Source organism: Pseudomonas versuta, from assembly GCF_001294575.1.
Lineage (GTDB): Bacteria > Pseudomonadota > Gammaproteobacteria > Pseudomonadales > Pseudomonadaceae > Aquipseudomonas > Aquipseudomonas versuta.
This window is the reverse complement of record NZ_CP012676.1, coordinates 5,075,432-5,093,751: the sequence shown is the minus strand read 5'-3', so window position 1 is coordinate 5,093,751 and position 18,320 is coordinate 5,075,432. Positions and strand designations below refer to the sequence as shown.

At 60.0% G+C, this 18,320-nt stretch carries 22 protein-coding genes; 9 read left to right on the top strand and 13 right to left on the bottom strand.

The features are described from left to right. Nucleotides 1-33 precede the first annotated feature (33 nt). Nucleotides 34-1,917, top strand: a complete 1,884-nt coding sequence (locus AOC04_RS22950; protein WP_060696780.1) for a TonB-dependent receptor domain-containing protein — start codon at nt 34-36, stop codon at nt 1,915-1,917. A gap of 85 nt (nt 1,918-2,002) precedes the next feature. Here AOC04_RS22950 and AOC04_RS22945 read toward each other — a convergent pair whose 3' ends face one another. The 10 genes from AOC04_RS22945 to nrdR all read right to left on the bottom strand — a co-directional run bounded on the left by AOC04_RS22945 (nt 2,003) and on the right by nrdR (nt 9,483). Continuing rightward, a complete protein-coding gene (locus tag AOC04_RS22945) occupies nt 2,003-2,794 on the bottom strand; it encodes a cobalamin-binding protein (protein WP_060696779.1) in 792 nt (263 codons plus the stop codon). Continuing rightward, on the bottom strand, nt 2,794-3,213 hold the full coding sequence (locus AOC04_RS22940; RefSeq protein WP_060696778.1) for a hypothetical protein: 420 nt from the start codon (nt 3,211-3,213) through the stop codon (nt 2,794-2,796). Before AOC04_RS22940 ends, AOC04_RS22945 begins: the two co-directional genes overlap by 1 nt. Then, nucleotides 3,210-3,827, bottom strand: a complete 618-nt coding sequence (ribA, locus tag AOC04_RS22935; RefSeq protein WP_060696777.1) for a GTP cyclohydrolase II — start codon at nt 3,825-3,827, stop codon at nt 3,210-3,212. Before ribA ends, AOC04_RS22940 begins: the two co-directional genes overlap by 4 nt. A gap of 201 nt (nt 3,828-4,028) precedes the next feature. Continuing rightward, the gene (thiL, locus tag AOC04_RS22930) at nt 4,029-4,991 is read right to left on the bottom strand and encodes a thiamine-phosphate kinase (RefSeq protein WP_060696776.1); all 963 of its coding nucleotides are present in this window, start codon (nt 4,989-4,991) and stop codon (nt 4,029-4,031) included. Between the two features lie 15 nt (nt 4,992-5,006). Continuing rightward, a complete protein-coding gene (nusB, locus tag AOC04_RS22925) occupies nt 5,007-5,507 on the bottom strand; it encodes a transcription antitermination factor NusB (protein WP_060696775.1) in 501 nt (166 codons plus the stop codon). After that, nucleotides 5,504-5,980, bottom strand: a complete 477-nt coding sequence (ribH, locus tag AOC04_RS22920; protein ID WP_016779228.1) for a 6,7-dimethyl-8-ribityllumazine synthase — start codon at nt 5,978-5,980, stop codon at nt 5,504-5,506. Before ribH ends, nusB begins: the two co-directional genes overlap by 4 nt. A 91-nt stretch (nt 5,981-6,071) precedes the next feature. Continuing rightward, on the bottom strand, nt 6,072-7,163 hold the full coding sequence (ribBA, locus tag AOC04_RS22915; protein WP_060696774.1) for a bifunctional 3,4-dihydroxy-2-butanone-4-phosphate synthase/GTP cyclohydrolase II: 1,092 nt from the start codon (nt 7,161-7,163) through the stop codon (nt 6,072-6,074). 16 nt (nt 7,164-7,179) lie between these two features. After that, on the bottom strand, nt 7,180-7,842 hold the full coding sequence (locus AOC04_RS22910) for a riboflavin synthase (RefSeq protein ID WP_019409432.1): 663 nt from the start codon (nt 7,840-7,842) through the stop codon (nt 7,180-7,182). 46 nt (nt 7,843-7,888) lie between these two features. Beyond that, nucleotides 7,889-9,022, bottom strand: coding sequence for a bifunctional diaminohydroxyphosphoribosylaminopyrimidine deaminase/5-amino-6-(5-phosphoribosylamino)uracil reductase RibD (gene ribD, locus AOC04_RS22905; protein WP_171970558.1), 1,134 nt, complete (start codon nt 9,020-9,022; stop codon nt 7,889-7,891). Continuing rightward, the gene (gene nrdR, locus AOC04_RS22900) at nt 9,019-9,483 is read right to left on the bottom strand and encodes a transcriptional regulator NrdR (protein WP_003444283.1); all 465 of its coding nucleotides are present in this window, start codon (nt 9,481-9,483) and stop codon (nt 9,019-9,021) included. The genes ribD and nrdR overlap by 4 nt, the downstream gene beginning before the upstream one ends. Before the next feature lie 139 nt (nt 9,484-9,622). Here nrdR and AOC04_RS22895 point away from each other — a divergent pair, with 139 nt between their 5' ends. From AOC04_RS22895 to AOC04_RS22885, 3 genes are read left to right on the top strand one after another with little or no spacing between them, the layout of a single operon-like run. Further along, the gene (locus AOC04_RS22895) at nt 9,623-10,072 is read left to right on the top strand and encodes a YbaY family lipoprotein (protein WP_060696772.1); all 450 of its coding nucleotides are present in this window, start codon (nt 9,623-9,625) and stop codon (nt 10,070-10,072) included. Further along, complete coding sequence (locus AOC04_RS22890; RefSeq protein ID WP_060696771.1) at nt 10,069-10,758, top strand: class I SAM-dependent methyltransferase; 690 nt, start codon at nt 10,069-10,071, stop codon at nt 10,756-10,758. The genes AOC04_RS22895 and AOC04_RS22890 overlap by 4 nt, the downstream gene beginning before the upstream one ends. Nucleotides 10,759-10,789: 31 nt before the next feature. Continuing rightward, the gene (locus tag AOC04_RS22885; RefSeq protein ID WP_060696770.1) at nt 10,790-11,665 is read left to right on the top strand and encodes a thioredoxin family protein; all 876 of its coding nucleotides are present in this window, start codon (nt 10,790-10,792) and stop codon (nt 11,663-11,665) included. A 73-nt stretch (nt 11,666-11,738) separates the two neighbouring features. On the opposite strand, the gene AOC04_RS22880 is transcribed toward AOC04_RS22885, so the two are convergent. Further along, on the bottom strand, nt 11,739-12,080 hold the full coding sequence (locus AOC04_RS22880) for a hypothetical protein (protein WP_060696769.1): 342 nt from the start codon (nt 12,078-12,080) through the stop codon (nt 11,739-11,741). A 133-nt stretch (nt 12,081-12,213) separates the two neighbouring features. On the opposite strand from AOC04_RS22880, the gene AOC04_RS22875 reads away from it, so the two are divergent. From AOC04_RS22875 to AOC04_RS22855, 5 genes are all read left to right on the top strand, one after another. Beyond that, on the top strand, nt 12,214-12,777 hold the full coding sequence (locus AOC04_RS22875) for a DUF2796 domain-containing protein (protein ID WP_060696768.1): 564 nt from the start codon (nt 12,214-12,216) through the stop codon (nt 12,775-12,777). 118 nt (nt 12,778-12,895) lie between these two features. After that, complete coding sequence (locus tag AOC04_RS22870; protein WP_060696767.1) at nt 12,896-13,606, top strand: ABC transporter ATP-binding protein; 711 nt, start codon at nt 12,896-12,898, stop codon at nt 13,604-13,606. Between the two features lies 1 nt (nt 13,607). Further along, nucleotides 13,608-14,873 carry an ABC transporter permease gene (locus tag AOC04_RS22865; protein WP_060696766.1) on the top strand — a complete coding sequence of 422 codons (1,266 nt, stop codon included), beginning with the start codon at nt 13,608-13,610 and terminating at the stop codon, nt 14,871-14,873. Nucleotides 14,874-14,883: 10 nt separating this feature from the next. Further along, nucleotides 14,884-15,408 carry a DUF3299 domain-containing protein gene (locus AOC04_RS22860; RefSeq protein WP_073510661.1) on the top strand — a complete coding sequence of 175 codons (525 nt, stop codon included), beginning with the start codon at nt 14,884-14,886 and terminating at the stop codon, nt 15,406-15,408. Between the two features lie 204 nt (nt 15,409-15,612). Further along, complete coding sequence (locus AOC04_RS22855) at nt 15,613-16,311, top strand: OmpW/AlkL family protein (protein WP_060696765.1); 699 nt, start codon at nt 15,613-15,615, stop codon at nt 16,309-16,311. Nucleotides 16,312-16,370: 59 nt separating this feature from the next. Here AOC04_RS22855 and AOC04_RS22850 read toward each other — a convergent pair whose 3' ends face one another. Continuing rightward, nucleotides 16,371-17,300 (bottom strand): NAD-dependent epimerase/dehydratase family protein, encoded by a 930-nt coding sequence (locus AOC04_RS22850; RefSeq protein WP_060696764.1) that lies wholly within the window; start codon nt 17,298-17,300, stop codon nt 16,371-16,373. Then, on the bottom strand, nt 17,293-18,177 hold the full coding sequence (locus tag AOC04_RS22845; RefSeq protein ID WP_060696763.1) for a sugar nucleotide-binding protein: 885 nt from the start codon (nt 18,175-18,177) through the stop codon (nt 17,293-17,295). The genes AOC04_RS22850 and AOC04_RS22845 overlap by 8 nt, the downstream gene beginning before the upstream one ends. Nucleotides 18,178-18,320 lie beyond the last annotated feature (143 nt).

Here is an 18,320-nt window from a genome sequence, read left to right as displayed (position 1 = left end):
GAGGCAAGCTCGCTCCTACAGATTTGGAAAAACATGAAACACCTTCGCCTGGCTTTACTCCTCGGCTTCATCCCTGCCTGCCCTTTGCTCGCCGACACTCTCGAACGGGAAGATGCACTCAAGCTTGGGCAAACACTGATCACCGGCAACCGCCAGGTCGAGGCGCGCTCTGACAGCAGCAGCGCCAACACAGTGTTCACCCGTGACGACATCGACCGGCTGCAACCTACCAGCCTGACCGATCTGCTGGGCCGGGTTCCAGGCGTGCAGGTGGCACGCAGCGGTGGCCGCGGTGGCTTGCCGGGGATTTACATTCGCGGCACCAAATCGGCACAAAGCCTGGTACTGGTGGATGGTCAGCGCATGGCCAATGCCACCTCGGCCGACAGCAACCTGCAATACCTGAACATCGATCAAATCGAACGTGTTGAAGTACTGCGCGGCTCGCGGTCGGTCATCTACGGCAGCGATGCAATTGGCGGGGTGATCCAGATTTTCACCCGCCGCGGCGCAGACCAGGCCCCTCAGCTGCGGGTGCACAGTTCGGTTGGCAGTTATGGCAGCACCGACAACAGTGTCGGCGTGTCCGGTGGTGACGCACAAACCCGCTACAACCTGAGCGGCAGCCTTGAACAAACTGCCGGGATCAATCGCACCCATGAATCCTTCCCCAGCGACAACGATCATGATGCTTACCGCAATAAATCCCTGAGTCTGAATCTGAGTCACACCCTGGGCGATGATCTGGAAGTCGGCCTGACCGCGATGAAGAACATCGGCAAAACCGAGCTCGATAATTCGTTTGGACGCTGGGACCCGGACACCATGACCGTCAGTGGTCAGCAGCTCTACAGTGACTTTGATATCAGCAGCGTGGGCAGTTTTATCGACGCCCAGCTGACCGAGCGCTGGAATTCGCGCCTGGAACTGGGCCACAGCGAAAATCGCGAAAAAACCCGCGACAAGCTCAGCGCTGACATCTACAGCTTCAACACCTATCGCGACTCGCTGAACTGGCAAAACAACCTGACGCTCAATGATCAAAACACGTTGATCCTCGGTGCCGATGCCTATGAGGATCGCGTGCGCAGCAGCACTGTCTTTGAAAAGGGCAGCCGCTGGAATCGCGCCGTGTTTATCCAGCACCGCTTCAATGGCGATTATTTCTCTACCGAACTGGGTCTGCGTCACGACGACAACCAGCAGTTCGGCAGCAATAACACCTGGAGCGCCAGCCTGACGGTACCGCTCAACCCTGCTAACGATGTGCTGCTGTCTTACAGCGAAGGGTTCCGGGCGCCGACGTTTAACGATCTGTACTACCCGCAATACGGCAACCCGGCCCTGAAACCCGAGCATTCAAAAAGCTACGAGGTGCAATGGCGCAGCCAGTTGAGCGAGAGCAGCCGACTGGAAACTTCCCTGTATCGAACCGACATTCGTGATGCGATTGTGGCCGATGCCGACTTCATTCAGCAGAACATTGGCGCCGCGCGCATCATCGGATTCGAGAGTGCCTTGCAGCAAGAATGGTTCGGCTGGCAGAGCAGCCTCGGGGTTGCCATTACCGATCCCCGTGATCGCGACACCGGCCATACGTTGAGCCGACGTGCCCGCCGCACCCTGAGCCTGGATCTGGATCGCCAGTTCGACCGGGTAGGGGTCGGCGCCAGCTGGCAGGCGGTGAGTGGCAGCTTTAATGACGATGACAACAAGCAGCCCATTGGCGGTTATGGGTTGCTGGGCGTGCGCGGTAACTGGAAGGCCAGCTCCGAGGTCAGGCTCGATTTGAAAGTCGACAACCTGCTGGACAAGAGCTTCACCCGCGCGCTCTACAGCTATGACGGCAGCTACTACGGTTACCGGGAAGAGCGCCGCAGCGTGCAACTGGCTGTTACCTGGACCCCGACGCTCTAAAACCCCGATATCCCTCGTACCCCCTGTAGGAGCGAGCTTGCTCGCGAGCTCTGCGTATTAAAAGCTCGCTCCTACAGGGTGAGAGTCAGTCAGCCAGTTGCTCGCAGAGTCGGGCCGTTGCTTCAAGCATCTGTGCACTCGGGCGTTCTAGACCTTTATCGGTCAATAACAGCAAACGTCCGTGCTTGACCGCATCGATCTGCGGCCAGGCGTTCCAGGCGTCCAGTTGTGCCTGGCTGCTGGCAATGATTACTTGCGGATTGCGCTGCAATACCGACTCCACGCTCACCTGCGGCGCAGGCAGTTTGAGGTCGGCAAACACATTGCTCGCCCCGCACACCGCCAGTGCATCACTGATGATCTGTGTGCCGCCGACGGTGTACAACGGCTGATCCCACACCTGGTAAAACACCCGTAGCGGTATCTCCCGCCGATATTGAGCACGCAGCCCCGCCAGGCGCTGTCGCAGTTGCGCTGCCAGTTCACGGCCGCGCTCGGGGCGATTCAGCGCCACGGCCAGGGCCTGGACCTGATCGGCCAACTGCTCGAGGCTGGCAGGCTCTGCAGTGTAGGTAGGGATGTTGAGGTGACGCAGCTGTTCGCGCTGGGCAGCTGCAACGCTACCCGGCCAGAGCAACAGCAGGTCGGGTTGCAGGCTGAGCAGGCGCTCCATGTCCAGCTGGCCGTAACGACCCACAGAGGGCACATTGCGCAGCTGTGGCAAAGGTTCCCCGGCCTCCAGGCGCCCCACCAGCAGATCGGTGGCACCCAGCTCTACAACCATTTCGGACAAGGACGGTGACAGGCTGACCACCCGTGTGGCAGCCCCGGCCGGGATACCGACGGCCAGCAGCAACACCGCCAGCCAGGCGCGCATCAGCCGATCTGGCGCGGAATGCGATAGAGGTAAAACAGTACCAGCGTCGACACTGACAGCAGCAGCAACGGCACGCCTTCAAGCCCGACAAACACCGCGAGCGCGGCGATCCAGACCGGCAGGCCGGCAGCCAGCAAGGCGCGGTAGCGGGCACGGCCAAGCTCGGCCCAGGCAGCGGGTTCCTGCGGAGTATCAAGGGCTTTTTGCAGTGCGATCAGGCCATGCTTATACGGCCCGAAAAAGCGCAGCGTGACAAACATCGAGGCGACACCGGCAATGAAAAACGGCATCGTCAGCCCGGGCAGCAAGGGTTCGGACTTGCCAAACAACCAGTTGGCCAATACCAGCGGCAGCAGGGTCAGTACCAGTTGCTGCCACCAGCTGAAGCTCATGCGGCGACGGATCTGACCACGGGTCACGCCGGGTCGGCCTCGTTTTGATGCTGGCTGCCCATCATGTGCCCGAGCTTGTTGGCTTTGGTCGCCAGGTACAGCTTGTTGTGCGGGTTATGCCCGGTGTGCAGCGGCACACGTTCTGCCACGGTGATACCCATGTCGGTCAAGGCTTTGACCTTGCGCGGGTTGTTGGTCATCAGACGCAGCGACTTGACGCCCATGTGCTCCAGCATTGGCAGGCAGATCCCGTAATCACGCTGATCGGCCGCAAAGCCCAGGCGCTCATTGGCCTCAACCGTATCGGCGCCACCATCTTGCAGTTCGTAAGCACGAACCTTGTTCAGCAAGCCAATACCACGGCCTTCCTGGCGCAGGTACAGCAACACGCCACGGCCTTCGCGGGCGATGGCCTGCATGGCGGCTTCGAGTTGCGAACCACAGTCGCAGCGCTGGCTGAACAAGGCATCGCCAGTCAGGCATTCAGAGTGCACCCGGCCTAAAACCGGAGCGCCGTCCGCCACGTCGCCCAAACTGAGCACAACGTGTTCACGACCCGTGGCTTTCTCGAGAAAGCCATGCATGGTGAATTCGGCAAAGGGGGTGGGAAGCTTGCAAGCGGCAACGAAAACGACGGGCACCGTGTGCTCCTGATCAGTTTGAGTACTGGAAATTCGCAGAGGCGACATTGTAACAGGACGTTCCTATAGACGCTTAGGCTGAATTATCGGAGATAAAGATCTAAAAGTTTGATAGTTCTTCCAGGAGCTGGCTTGCCAGCGATTCAGGCAACTGGGTGCATCGCTGGCAAGCCAGCTCCTACAAGTTATCTGGGCAGGTTGTTATTCACTGCGGAAGTGCTGGTAGCCGCGAATGGTCGGGGTGATGTCCTGGCCATGGACGTCCAGCAAGCCAACGCCCTGCCCTTCAACTACTCGGCCAATCACATGAATCGGCCAGCCATCTGCCAGCAGGGTCGGCAATTCAACAGCCGCCAAGGTGAACGCCAGCACGTAGTCGTCACCTCCACTCAACGCCGCTTGCTGCGCATCGGCGTCACCCAGGAATTCTTGCAAGGCGAGCGAAACCGGTATGCGGTCGTTTTCGATCAGCAAGCGGACTTTCGACGCCAGGGCAATATGCCCGCAGTCGGCCAGCAGGCCATCCGAGATATCCAGCGCCGAGCTGGCCTTGCCACGCAGTGCCTGGCCCAGCGCCAATTGCGGTTGCGGCGACCAGTAGTGCGCCAGCAACGGCTCGGCGATGGCGGGTGTGGCGCTGCGCTGGCCGAGGACCAGAGGCAAGGCGCCAGCGGCATTGCCCAGCTCGCCGCCAACGCACAGCAAGTCGCCGGGGCGGGCTGCGCTGCGGGTCAATGCCTGACCCCGAGGGACGCGACCGAAGACCGTCAGCGTCAGGCACAGCGGACCGCGGGTGGTATCACCACCGATCAGGCGCAAGCCGCAGCCTTGAGCCATCAGGTTCAAACCACGGGCGAACGCTTCTAACCAGTCGGCTTCAACCGCAGGTAAGGTCAGGGCAAGGGTAAACGCGAGGGGAGTTGCGCCCATGGCCGCCAAATCGCTGGCCGCCACTGCCAGCGAACGCTGACCGAGCAAGAAAGGGTCGCAAGGATCTGCGAAGTGCACCCCGGCTACCAGGGTGTCGGTGGAAATCGCCAGTTGTTCCCCGAAAGGAACATCCAGCAGGGCGCAGTCGTCGCCGATGCCCAGAGCAACACCCTCGCCGACCTGCGCACAAGGCGCGGCAGCGAAGAAGTTACGGATCAGCTCGAACTCGCCCATGGCCGACAGCGCTGGTTAGCGCTTGTAAGCCTTGACTTCAGCTTCACGCAGGCGCGGCGCCAGTTTGTCGAGTACACCGTTGACGAACTTGTGGCCGTCGGTAGAACCAAACACTTTCGCCAGCTCGATGCCTTCGTTGATCACAACGCGGTAAGGCACGTCGACACGCTTCATCAGCTCCCAGGTGGACAGGCGCAGAACGCACAGTTCAACCGGGTCGAGTTCTTCGATGGTGATGTCCAGGCAAGGCGCCAGAACAGCATCGATTTCAACCAGGTTCGCCGGAACACCGTGCAGGATTTCCCGGAAGTAAGCGGCATCAACGTCGGAGAAGTCGTTATCGACGCGGAACTGCGCTTCGATTTCGTTCAACGATTGCTTGGCCATGTGCCGCTGATACAGCGCCTGAGTCGCGAGTTGACGCGCCTCACGGCGCTTGGCGCTCTTGGATGGCTTGCCAGCGTCCGCAGGTTTCGGGTCGCGCGGGTTGAAACGATCGCTTTCGTCGGAAATCACTTGGCCTCCAACTGTGCCAACAGGCTGACCATTTCAAGGGCGGACAAGGCAGCTTCAGCGCCTTTGTTACCGGCTTTGGTGCCGGAACGCTCAATGGCCTGCTCGATGGAATCGACCGTCAACACACCGAATGCAACCGGTACGCCGAACTGCATGGACACCTGGGACAAGCCCTTGGTGCACTCGCCGGCAACGTATTCGAAGTGCGGGGTACCGCCACGAATCACGGCGCCCAGAGCGATGATGGCGGCGAATTCGTTGCGCTGGGCAACCTTTTGCGCAACCAGCGGGATTTCGAACGCGCCAGGAGCACGGACGATGGTGATGTCGCTTTCGTTCACACCGTGGCGAACCAGGGCATCAACGGCACCACTCACCAGGCTTTCGACGACGAAGCTGTTGAAGCGGCCAACTACCAGAGCGTAGCGACCTTTGGGGGCGATGAAGGTACCTTCGATGGTCTTCAGGGTCATTCGGTATGTCTCGTATTAAAGAGCCAGAACGCACTCGCGTGCGTTCTTTAAGGATATTGGGCCACGAATTCGGACAGGACACGACCGGTCTTTATTCGGAGGGCACGTATTCTACAACTTCCAGATCGAAACCGGATATGGCATTGAACTTCATTGGTGAACTCATCAAGCGCATTTTGCGCACGCCCAGGTCACGCAGGATCTGCGAACCGGCACCCACGATGCTGTAAGTGGTCGGTTTTTTCGCCGGCACCTGGTCAGCGGTTTCGCGAATATGGGCCAGCAATACATCACCGTCGAGGGGGTGACCCAGTAACAGCACCACCCCGCTGCCAGCCTCTGCCACCGCAGTCATGGCGGCGCGCAGGCTCCAGCGGCCGGGCTGGCGGACCATCAGCAAGTCACGCAGCGGGTCCATGTTATGCACACGCACCAGCGTCGGTTCTTCGGCGCAAATCTTGCCCAGGGTCAGTGCCATGTGCACATCGCCTTCGACTGAATCACGATAGGTCACCAGGTTGAATTGGCCCAGTTCGCTGTCCAGTGGCTGTTCGGCAATCCGCTGAACGGTACGTTCGTGGATCATGCGGTAGTGAATCAGGTCGGCAATTGTGCCGATCTTGATGCCGTGTTCGGCGGCGAAGGTTTCAAGCTCCGGGCGGCGGGCCATGGTGCCGTCGTCGTTCATTACTTCACAGATCACGCCGCTCGGCTCGAACCCGGCCATGCGCGCCAGGTCGCAGGCTGCTTCGGTGTGGCCGGCGCGGGCCAGGGTACCGCCCGCTTGCGCCATCAACGGGAAGATGTGCCCCGGGCTGACGATGTCTTCCGCCCTGGCATCCTTGGCCGCTGCTGCCTGCACGGTACGGGCGCGGTCAGCTGCCGAGATGCCGGTGGTCACACCGGTGGCGGCTTCGATCGAGACCGTGAACTTGGTGCCGAAGCCGGAACCGTTGCGCGGCGCCATCAATGGCAGCTTGAGCAGTTCGCAGCGCTCGCGGCTCATCGGCATGCAGATCAGGCCACGGGCAAAGCGCGCCATGAAGTTGATGTGCTCGGCCTTGCAGCACTCGGCGGCCATGATCAGGTCGCCTTCGTTCTCGCGGTCTTCGTCATCCATCAGGATGACCATCTTGCCTTGGCGGATGTCTTCAACCAGTTCTTCGATGCTGTTGAGCGCCACGCGGCACCCCCTTAATTCAGGATTTGAGGTAGCCGTTGGCGGCCAGAAAACTTTCGCTGATGCCGCCCGAAGTTGGCTCGGCGGCTTTATCGCCCAGCAGCAGACGCTCAAGGTAGCGTGCCAGCAGGTCCACTTCGAGGTTCACCCGGCGACCTGGACGGTAGTCGTCCATGATGGTTTCGCTCAGGGTATGGGGAATGATGGTCAGCGAGAATTCGGCGCCATTGACCGAGTTCACGGTCAGGCTGGTGCCGTCGACAGTGATCGAGCCTTTGTGGGCAATGTACTTGGCCAGTTCTTTGGGAGCGCGGATGCGGAACTCGATGGCGCGGGCGTTCTCTTCCCGCGAGATCACTTCACCGACACCATCAACGTGACCGCTCACCAGATGGCCACCCAGACGCGTGGTCGGGGTCAGGGCCTTTTCCAGGTTGACCCGGCTACCGCTTTTCAAGTCATTGAACGCGGTGCAGTCGAGGGTCTCACGGCTGACGTCAGCCATAAAACCGTTGCCCGGCAGCTCCACAGCGGTCAGGCACACGCCATTGATCGCAATGCTGTCGCCGAGTTTGACGTCGCTCAGGTCGAGCTTGCCGGTGTCTACATAAACCCGCACATCGCCGCCTTTGGGGGTCAGTGCGCGGATGCTGCCGATGGATTCAATGATGCCGGTAAACATGGCGTTCCCCTTGAGAACAGAACCTGCGTAAAACGGAGGCTGAGAATTATACGCTCGCTGATGGCACAGGTATGGCTGTGACTCGCCAGTCTTCGCCCACCGCGCGCATTTCAATGATTTTGAGCAAAGGCGCTTCGCTCATGTGGGTCAACGGCAGTTCAAGCAAGGGCCGCGCGGTAGACCCGAGGAACTTGGCAGCGATAAAAATCTGGTACTCATCGACCAGACCTTGCTCGGCAAACGCCCCGGCCAGACGCGGCCCGGCCTCAACCAGTACTTCATTGACCCCGCGGGCGGCCAGCGCCACCAGCAGCTTGCGTAAATCGACCTGGCCGTTGGCACCGTGAATCACCAGGCACTCGGGCCCCGTGCGGTATTGCTCGGCGGGAGGTACACAGGTGGCAACCAGCGCCGGACCGGCCTTGAAAAAAGGCGCATCCAGCGGCACCCGCAAACGCCCGTCAATCAGCACCCGCAACGGTGGGCGGCTCAACGCCAGCGCGGTCAGCTCGGGGCTCAAACCCAGCTCGGGACCACGCACGGTGAGACGGGCGCCGTCGGCCAGGACCGTGTCGGCCCCGGTCAACACAACGCTGGCCTGGGCCCGCAGCCGCTGCACCGCTGATCGCGCCGCAGGGCCGGTGATCCATTGGCTTTCACCATTGGCCATTGCCGTGCGGCCATCAAGACTCATCGCCAGCTTGACCCGCACAAACGGCAGACCGTGCTCCATTCGCTTGAGGAAGCCGGGGTTCAGCGCCCGGGCTTCGTTCTCGAGCACGCCGCTGCACACCTCGACCCCGGCATCCGCCAGACGCTTGAGACCGCGCCCGGCGACTTCAGGATTGGGGTCCTGCATGCCAGCAACGACGCGCGCCACGCCCGCATGGAGCAAGCCGTCGGCACACGGCGGGGTGTGACCATGGTGGCTGCACGGTTCCAGCGTGACGTATGCAGTAGCGCCACGGGCCAGCTCGCCCGCCGCACGCAAGGCGTGAACTTCGGCATGGGGTTCGCCCGTACGCACATGCCAGCCTTCGCCGACAATCTGTCCGTCACGCACGATCACGCAACCGACACGCGGGTTGGGATGGGTCGTGTACAGGCCGTTACGCGCCAGCTCGATGGCACGCGCCATGTAATGGGCATCTAAAATGGATTGCTCTGTAGTTACAGTCATTCTTTGGAAGGCTCACGGGCGAGTCGGTCGATCTCTTCGCGGAACTCGTTGAGGTCCTGGAAGCGTCGATAGACAGAGGCAAAACGGATATAGGCCACTTCATCGAGCTTTTGCAGCTCGCCCATGACCAGCTCTCCGACAACCAGCGATTTGACTTCGCGTTCGCCGGTGGCGCGCAGCTTACTCTTGATATGCGCCAGCGCAGCTTCCAGTCGCTCGACGCTGACCGGGCGCTTTTCCAGCGCCCGCTGCATGCCGGCGCGCAGTTTTTCTTCGTCGAAAGGCTGACGGCTGCCGTCTTGCTTGATAAGGCGCGGTAACACCAACTCGGCTGTTTCAAAGGTGGTGAAACGCTCACCACAGGCCAGGCATTCACGCCGGCGGCGCACCTGATCGCCCTCGGCGACCAGACGCGAGTCGATGACTTTAGTGTCGTTGGCACCGCAGAAGGGACAGTGCATGGTGGCGGCAACAAAAAATGGGGAGTGCCATGGTAGCGCATCCCACTGGCAAGACAAGCCATAGGCTTTACGGTATACAGTCCGCCTACTATGTTTCACACCATCTGATACATCGACAGACCTGCCGCTGGAGCCTTCCATGTCGCTACGAACGCTTGCTTTACTGTGCCTGGCCGGTTGCCTGGTCGCCTGTAGCAGTGAACCGCCAAAACCGGTGCAGACTCAGGTATTGGCGCAGCCTAAAACTGATGCTCCGAAAGACCTCGGGCCACTGCCGGCCTACCAGCGTGAGCTCAGCGGTGTATTGACCGGCGTACCTGCAGGGGCCGAGGTTGAGCTGGCGATGCTGATCATTGACGAGCGCGGTCGCCCCCAAGGCCTGATGGCCAGCAGCAAGATCATCGGCAATAGCCAGCCGCTGCCGTTCAAGCTGCGTTTTAACCCCGAAGCATTTCCCGTCGGCGCGCGGGTTGAACTGCGCGGGCGCGCCAGCCAGTCCGGGCAGCTGATCCTGCATCTGCCCTCAAAAATAATCAGCCAGCCCGCGACTCAGGCCATGGGTACGCTGGCCTTTGTCCAGGCGCCATGAACAGGCCGCTGGATCTTCAACAGTCATTGAGTGAATTGTTGGGCGACGCTCGCCTGGTCGTTACGGACTTGCCTGGCACTGCACTCAAGCTCTGGCTGATTGATCCGCAAAACATGGACCGTTCGTTCACGGCCGACGAGACCCGGCGCATCCTTTACGAGCCACCGTACTGGGCGTTTTGCTGGGCCAGCGGCCTGGCTCTGGCACGTTATCTGGCCGAGCAGCCACACTGGGTGCAAGGCAAGCGCGTGCTGGATTTTGGCGCGGGTTCCGGGGTGGCGGCGATCGCGGCGGCCAGGGCCGGTGCCCTCGAAGTGCTGGCGTGCGATCTTGACCCGCTGGCGCTGGCTGCCTGCAGGGCGAATGCCGAACTCAACGATGTGCAGTTGCATTACTCAACCGACTTTTTCGTCGAGGCTGACCGCTTCGATCTGATCCTGGTGGCGGACGTGCTTTACGACCGTGAAAACCTGCCCCTGCTCGATCAGTTTTTAACCCGTGGCCAACAGACACTGGTTGCCGATTCCCGGGTGCGCGACTTCAAGCATCCGCTGTACCGCCAGCTGGACAGTCTCAAGGCATTGACCCTGCCGGATCTGGCCGAGCCCCACGAGTTTCGTCATGTAAGCCTGTATCACGCACAACGTGGGCCTGCGCCTTTCAGCCTGCCCGTACAGCCTTTATAGTTGCCCTCATTTACCTGTTTCGAGACACATAATGAATCAGCCTACGCCTTCTTACAGTTTCGACGTGACCTCTGCCGACTTCGACAGACTGGTTGTCCAGGCCTCGTTCGAGCAGCCCGTTCTGGTGGATTTCTGGGCCGAATGGTGTGCCCCGTGCAAGGTGATGCTGCCGATCCTGGAGCAAATTGCCGAGGACTATCAGGGCGAGTTGCTGCTGGCCAAGGTCAATTGCGAAGTCGAACAGGACATCGTGGGCCGTATCGGCATTCAGACCCTGCCCACAGTGGTGCTGTTTAAAGACGGCAAAGTGGTGGATGGCTTCCAGGAAGCGCAACCCGAATCAGCCATCCGCGCGATGCTCGCGCCTCATGTGGTGATGCCCGAGCCTGCGGCCGAAGACCCGATGGTGCAAGCCCGGGCGCTGTTTGCCGAAAGTCGTTTTGCTGATGCCGAAGCCCTGCTCAAAAGCATCCTGACCGAAGACAACACACATGCCGGCGCACTGATTCTGTATGGCCGCTGCCTCGCCGAACGCGGTGAACTCACCGAAGCACAAGCTGTGCTGGACGCCGTTAAAAGTGACGAGCACAAAGCCGAACTGGCCGGGGCCAAGGCGCAATTGACGTTCCTGCGTCAGGCCGCGGATTTGCCGGATGTGGCGGATTTGAAAACCCGCGTGGCGCAAAACCCGCAAGACGACGAAGCGGCTTACCAGCTGGCGATTCAACAATTGGCGCGCCAGCAATATGAAGGGGCTCTGGACGGGCTGCTGAAGCTGTTCACCCGTAACCGCAGCTACAACGAAGGCATCACCCACAAGACCTTGCTGCAAGTCTTCGACCTGCTGGGCAACGATCATCCGCTGGTGACAACCTACCGGCGCAAATTGTTTGCTGCGCTGTACTAGAGATGGCGCTGTAGGAGCGAGAGGTTAAAGGCTCGCGAGCAAGCTCGCTCCTACGGGTTTTGCGTCATCTTCGCTATTCGATCCAGCTGTAAATCGGTGAATCCGTACCGCTCACCACCTTCACTTCATTGCAATGGCGCAGGCGGACCAGCAAGCGTTTGCCCGCGCCGGTACTGCCGGTCAGCGCTTGCAACTGGTCGAGCAACTCAGGCCCGCTGATCTGCCCGGCCTTGCGCAGCAAGTCTTTAGTGGTTTCCCACACGGCATCATCCTGATTCACCGGCCTGGCAGCCGGTGGGCTGACCCGCGTGTCACTGACCTGCAACTGCGCCCCCAGCGCGGCCCAGTCGCTGTCATCCAGTTCCACCGTCAAGTCCACCGGCCAGTCGCCGATTGTTCCGCGAATGCGCACCATCGTTCTACTCCTCAAGTTTCATGAAACCATGCTCCCATGCGTCTTGCGTAACGCCAAGCACACGGGCAAACTCTCGCAACCATTGTTATAAGATCACATAACAAAATATATCTACCCTTGCCGGAGTCACGCTATGCGCCGTTTGCTTCTTGCTTTGCCGTTTGCCTTGTTGCCGCTGGCCGTGGCGCATGCCGATGATGATCACGACCATGAACACGCCAGCCTTGGAGCCCACGAGCATGGTGTGGGTAGCCTGGATGTGGCGCTCGACGGCCAGACGCTGGAGCTGGACCTCGATGGCCCGGCAATGAACCTGGTCGGGTTTGAACACATCGCCACTACCGATGCTGACAAGGCCAAGGTCGCGGCCGCTCAAGCCCAACTGGGCAACCCGCTGGTATTGTTCAGCTTGCCCAAAGCTGCCGATTGCAGTGTTGAAGCTCAAGACCTGCAGAGCCCGCTGTTTGAAGCCGCCCCTGAAGAAGCTGGCGGCGTGGCAAAAGGCGAGCACCATCACAGCGATATCGAAGCTCACTATGCCTTCACCTGCAGCAAACCCGAGGCGCTGAAGACGCTGGATCTGAGCAAGTTCTTCAAGACTTTCCCGGGCACCCATAAAATCAAGGTACAACTGATCGGCTCCAGTGGTCAGCAAGGTGTCGAAGCCACACCTCAAGCCCCCACCGTCAAGTTCTGACCGGACCCAAACTGTAGGAGCGAGCTTGCTCGCGAGCTCTTCCATGTCGCGATGAAGAGCTCGCTCCTACAGACAGCAGTCCGTTATCCGCACCTTATACAGGCGATTTCTCTTCCCCATGACCCAAGCACTTATCGAACTCAATGACCTGAGTTTCAGTTGGCCGGGGCAGCCCGTGTTGCTGGATATCCCGGCGTTCCGCCTGGAGCCGGGTGAAACCCTGTTCCTCAAGGGGCCCAGCGGCAGCGGCAAAACCACCTTGCTGGGCTTGCTCGGCGGCGTGCAAAAAGCCGATAGCGGCACGATCCGCCTGCTCGGACAGGAACTGAGCGATCTCGGCTCGGGTGCTCGCGATCGCTTTCGGGTCGATCACACCGGTTATATCTTTCAGCAATTCAATTTGCTGCCGTTTTTATCGGTACGCGAGAACGTTGAACTGCCTTGTCACTTCTCCAGGCTTCGCGCCAGCCGCGCCGTGCAACGCCACGGCAGTGTGGATAACGCCGCGCAAACCTTGCTCGCGCACCTGGGCCTCAAAGACCCGGCTTTGCTGGAGCGACGTGCCGACTCCCTGTCGATTGGCCAGCAGCAACGGGTCGCCGCTGCCCGCGCCCTGATCGGCCAGCCCGAGCTGGTGATCGCCGATGAGCCTACCTCGGCCCTCGATGCCGACGCGCGCGAAGCATTTATCCAGTTGCTGTTTGCTGAATGCCGCGAGGCGGGCGCCAGCCTGCTGTTTGTGAGCCACGATCAAAGTCTGGCCCCCCTGTTCAACCGTAATCTGTCGTTGTCCGAACTCAATCGTGCCGCCACGTCGGCTGAGGTCTGAGATGTATCTGTTTCGACTAGCCCTGGCCAGCCTGGCTAACCGTCGCTTCACCGCGATCCTGACCGCCTTCGCCATCGCCCTGTCGGTGTGCCTGTTGCTGGCGGTCGAGCGGGTGCGCACCGAAGCCCGCGCCAGCTTTGCCAGCACCATCAGCGGCACTGACCTGATCGTGGGCGCACGCTCCGGCTCGGTCAATTTGCTGTTGTACTCGGTGTTTCGCATCGGGAATGCCACCAACAATATTCGCTGGGACAGCTTTGAGCACTTTGCCAACAATCCGAAAGTGAAATGGGCGATTCCCATGTCACTGGGCGACTCACATCGCGGTTATCGGGTGATGGGCACCAGCGAGGCGTATTTCGAGCACTATCAGTACGGTCATCGGCAAAACCTCCAACTGGCCAGCGGCCGTGCCTTCGCCACCGACCCTTTTGAGGTGGTGCTGGGTGCCGAAGTCGCCGATGCACTGCATTACAAGCTGGGCGACAAGCTGGTACTGGCTCATGGCGTGGCGGCCGTCAGCCTGGTGAAACATGATGACAAACCGTTCACCGTGGTCGGCATTCTCAAACGCACCGGCACCCCGGTCGACCGTACGCTGCATATCAGCCTGGGCGGCATGGAAGCGATTCACATCGACTGGCATAACGGCGTGCCTGCCCGTGGTGCCGGGCGTATCAGTGCCGATCAGGCACGCAATATGGACCTCACCCCGCAGGCCATCACCGCCTTTATGCTGGGTCTGAACAGCAAAATCTCGACCTTTGCCTTGCAGCGTGAAATCAATGATTTCCGCGGTGAACCGATGATGGCAATTTTGCCCGGGGTGGCTCTGCAAGAACTCTGGAGTTTGATGAGCACCGCTGAAAAAGCATTGTTCGTGGTGTCGCTGTTTGTAGTGCTGACCGGCTTGATCGGCATGCTCACTGCGATTTTGACCAGTCTCAATGAACGTCGGCGCGAGATGGCGATTCTGCGCTCGGTGGGTGCCCGGCCATGGCATATCGCAACCTTGCTGATATTCGAGGCACTGGCATTGGCACTGGCCGGCGTGGTGGCGGGCGTCGGGTTGCTGTACCTGTGCATCGCCGTGGCCCAGGGGTATGTGCAATCCAACTACGGGCTGTATTTGCCGCTGGCCTGGCCCAGTGAATATGAATGGACGTTGCTTGGCGGTATCCTTGCCGCTGCCCTGCTGATGGGCTGCGTGCCGGCATGGCGCGCCTACCGACAATCGCTGGCCGATGGTCTGTCCATTCGTTTATGAAACCGGGGTTATGAAAATGTCCGTGTTGCCACGCGTGCTGCTGGCATTGCTTGTGCTGCTCACCACTCCTTTGTGGGCAGCAGAGCCGAAAGAGTTGACGTGGTCGGAGATGATTCCGCCCGACGCGCCGCCTGAAGTGCCGGACATGGCACCGCTGCACGACCTGTCACAAATGGGCGACATGGAGGCCGCTCCGGCAGCCAGACAGGACTTGCCCAACGCGCCGGTGGTGACGACGCTGGACGGCCAGTTGATTCGCTTGCCGGGCTATATCGTGCCGCTTGAGGTCAATGAACAAGGCCGAACTACCGAGTTTCTACTGGTGCCCTACTTCGGCGCCTGTATCCACGTGCCACCGCCTCCGTCGAACCAGATCGTGCATGTAACCAGCAAGGCCGGGGTGCAGGTCGACGAGCTGTATCAGCCGTACTGGATCGAAGGGGCGATGCAGGTCAAATCCAGCACCAGTGAACTGGCTGATGCGGGTTACCAGATGGATGCGCAAAAGATCGTAGTGTACGAACTGCCGGAGTAACCCCCACCCATCTGTAGGAGCGAGCTTGCCTCGCGATCTTTTGTCTTTAAAAGATCGCGAGGCAAGCTCGCTCCGACAGGGAGATCGGGGGTTAATTCACGAATTTTTCACAAACTCACCGTTCATTGAGCTGGGTCAACTGAGTGAGGCCAGGCGCTCTTTACCATTGGTTATATAAATTTTAAATATCCCAATGGAGCTCCCATGCACAAGTCTTTGCTCAGCGCTGCCGCCCTTGCGCTCGCCGTCGTCGCCCCGCTTGCCCACGCGCACACTGAAGGCGACATTATCCTGCGTGCCGGTGCTATTACGGTAAACCCGAAAGCCGACAGTTCCAGCGTCAAGGTTGATCAAGGCCCGCTGGCTGGTGCGAATCTGGGTGGCAAGGCGACCATGAGCAGCGACACGCAATTGGGTCTGAACTTTGCGTACATGATCACTGACCATGTCGGTATTGAACTGCTGGCAGCCACGCCGTTTGAGCATGACGTGAAACTTAAAGGCACCGCCTTGTCTGCGGCCAACGGCAAGCTGGGCAGCCTCAAACACTTGCCACCGACCCTTAGCGTTGTTTACTACCCGCTGGACTCCAAGTCGGTGTTCCAGCCTTACGTCGGTGCCGGTATCAACTACACCTGGATCTATGACGAGCACGTCGGCAGCAGCGCCAGCGCAGCAGGCTTTGACAACTTCAAGGCAAAAAACTCGTGGGGCATGGCATTTCAGATCGGTGCTGACTACATGCTGACCGATAACATCCTGATCAACGCCCAGGCCCGCTATATCGATATCGATACCCGCGCCACAGTGGAAAACAACGCAGTTGCACCTGGCACCCGCGCCAAGGTCAACGTAGACGTGGACCCGTTCGTTTACATGGTTGGTGTGGGTTACAAGTTCTAAGCCGCATCCAGCATAAAAAAGGCGCCTTTGAAGGCGCCTTTTTTGTGGCCGACGGTTTTTCAGCGCCCGAGCAAACGCGCCAGACCGACACTCATTGGCGTGGTTTCACCCAGCGTGAAACGTTGCAACAGCCGAGTGTTGTCGGCACGCGAATGGCGGATATCACCAGAGCGGGCCGGGGCGTAGCTGATCGGTGGCAGCTGGCCAACCACTTCGCTCAACGCCTCGAGCATTTGCTTGAGAGTCGTGGCTTTGTTCAGGCCAACATTGACCGCCCCCTCTTCAACCTGCCGGGCTTCGACAGCCTGAACCAGGATCTGTACCAGGTCGCCAACGTAGATGAAGTCCCGGGTTTGCTCGCCATCGCCAAAAATGGTGATTGGCAGGCCCTTTACCGCACGCTCGCTGAAGATGCTGATAACGCCGGAGTACGGCGATGACGGATCCTGACGCGGGCCAAAGACATTGAACAGGCGGAAAATGGCCGGTTCAAACCCGTGCTGGCGGCGGTAGAAATCCAGATAGTACTCACTGGATAGCTTGTCGGACGCATAAGGGGTTAACGGTGCCTTGGGGGTGTCTTCAACGATCGACTCGCCTTCACCGTTATTGCCATAGACCGCGGCACTGGAGGCAAAAACAACCCGTTTGATACCGGCCTCGCGCATGCCTTCGCACACGTTGAGGGTGCCGACAAAGTTGCTTTGGTGGGTACGTACCGGGTCATCTACCGAGGCTTGTACCGATGCCACTGCCGCCAGGTGAACCACAGCACTGCAACCGGCCATGACCCTGGTAACCAGCGCAGCATCCGCCACGTCACCTTCGATCAGCTCGACCTTGGGATTGTCCATGGGCAGGTTGCTGCGCTTGCCGGTGGACATGTCGTCGAGAATGCGTACGGAGTGGCCTTTGGCCAACAAGGCATCTACCAGGTTGGAACCGATAAATCCGGCGCCGCCGGTCACTAATACGAGTGAATCAGCCATGACGATAAAGTCTGTCCAGTAATGTCGGGAGTGCCGCACGCCAGGCGCGAGGCTTGATCCCGAAGGTGTGAAGAATTTTTTTGCAGGCCAGCACTGCATGCTGGGGCTCTTCAGCCGCGTCCGGGCATGCCGCATGTGCCTGCGGTGTAGGAGCTTCGATCGCCAGCGGGCGCAGGCTGCGCGCTTCGCTCAGGATCGCCTGCCCCAGCGCCAGCGGCGTGGTCGCTTCATGCCCGGCGTAGTGATAGGTACCCCAAAGCGGCGCGGCACAATCCAGTTGCTTGAGCACAGAAATAATCACCCGTGCGGCGTCATCTACCGGAGTCGGGTTGCCCCGTCGATCATCGGCCATCAGCAACTCCCCCGGCTTTTCGGCCTGGGCCAGGAACCGCCCGAGGGTGCCCTCGGCACTGTCATCAAGTAACCAGCCGAAACGCAGCAGCACGTGCTGCGGGCAAATAGCCCGCACACTCTGTTCGATCCGCCACAGTGCCTGACCGCGCAACCCGAGCGGGACAGGTTCGTCCTTCTCGCTGTAGGCCGTCGCCCGCGAGCCGTCGAAAACCCGATAGCTGGAAGGTTGCAGCAAAATGATGTTGTGGTGCTGGCACAGTTCGGCCAGACGCTCGACAGAGCGCTCCTGGCCAGCAAGACGGGACTCGCTTACTACCTGCGCCTGAAACCAGTCGAAGTAGTACGCAAGGTTGATGACCGCATCGGGGCGGGTGTCATCCAGCAGTTGCGTCAGGCTCGCAGCGTCCCAACCGTCTTGCGGCGGACGCGGGGCAAGGAAATTAATGTCTTCCTCGGCACCCTGACGAATCAGCGCCTGCCCAAGAGCATTTCCGCCGCCCAATAACATAAGGCGCATTCGCATAGAGTGTGCAGGCTCAGTCTATTCAGAACGGTGATGTATACCAGAAAACCAACGGTGAAAGCGGTTGGCCATGATCAAGACCCCCGTATTTTGCGGGTTTATGGACCCGCCGTCACTGACAAACTGCACCCCGGCGGTCCATG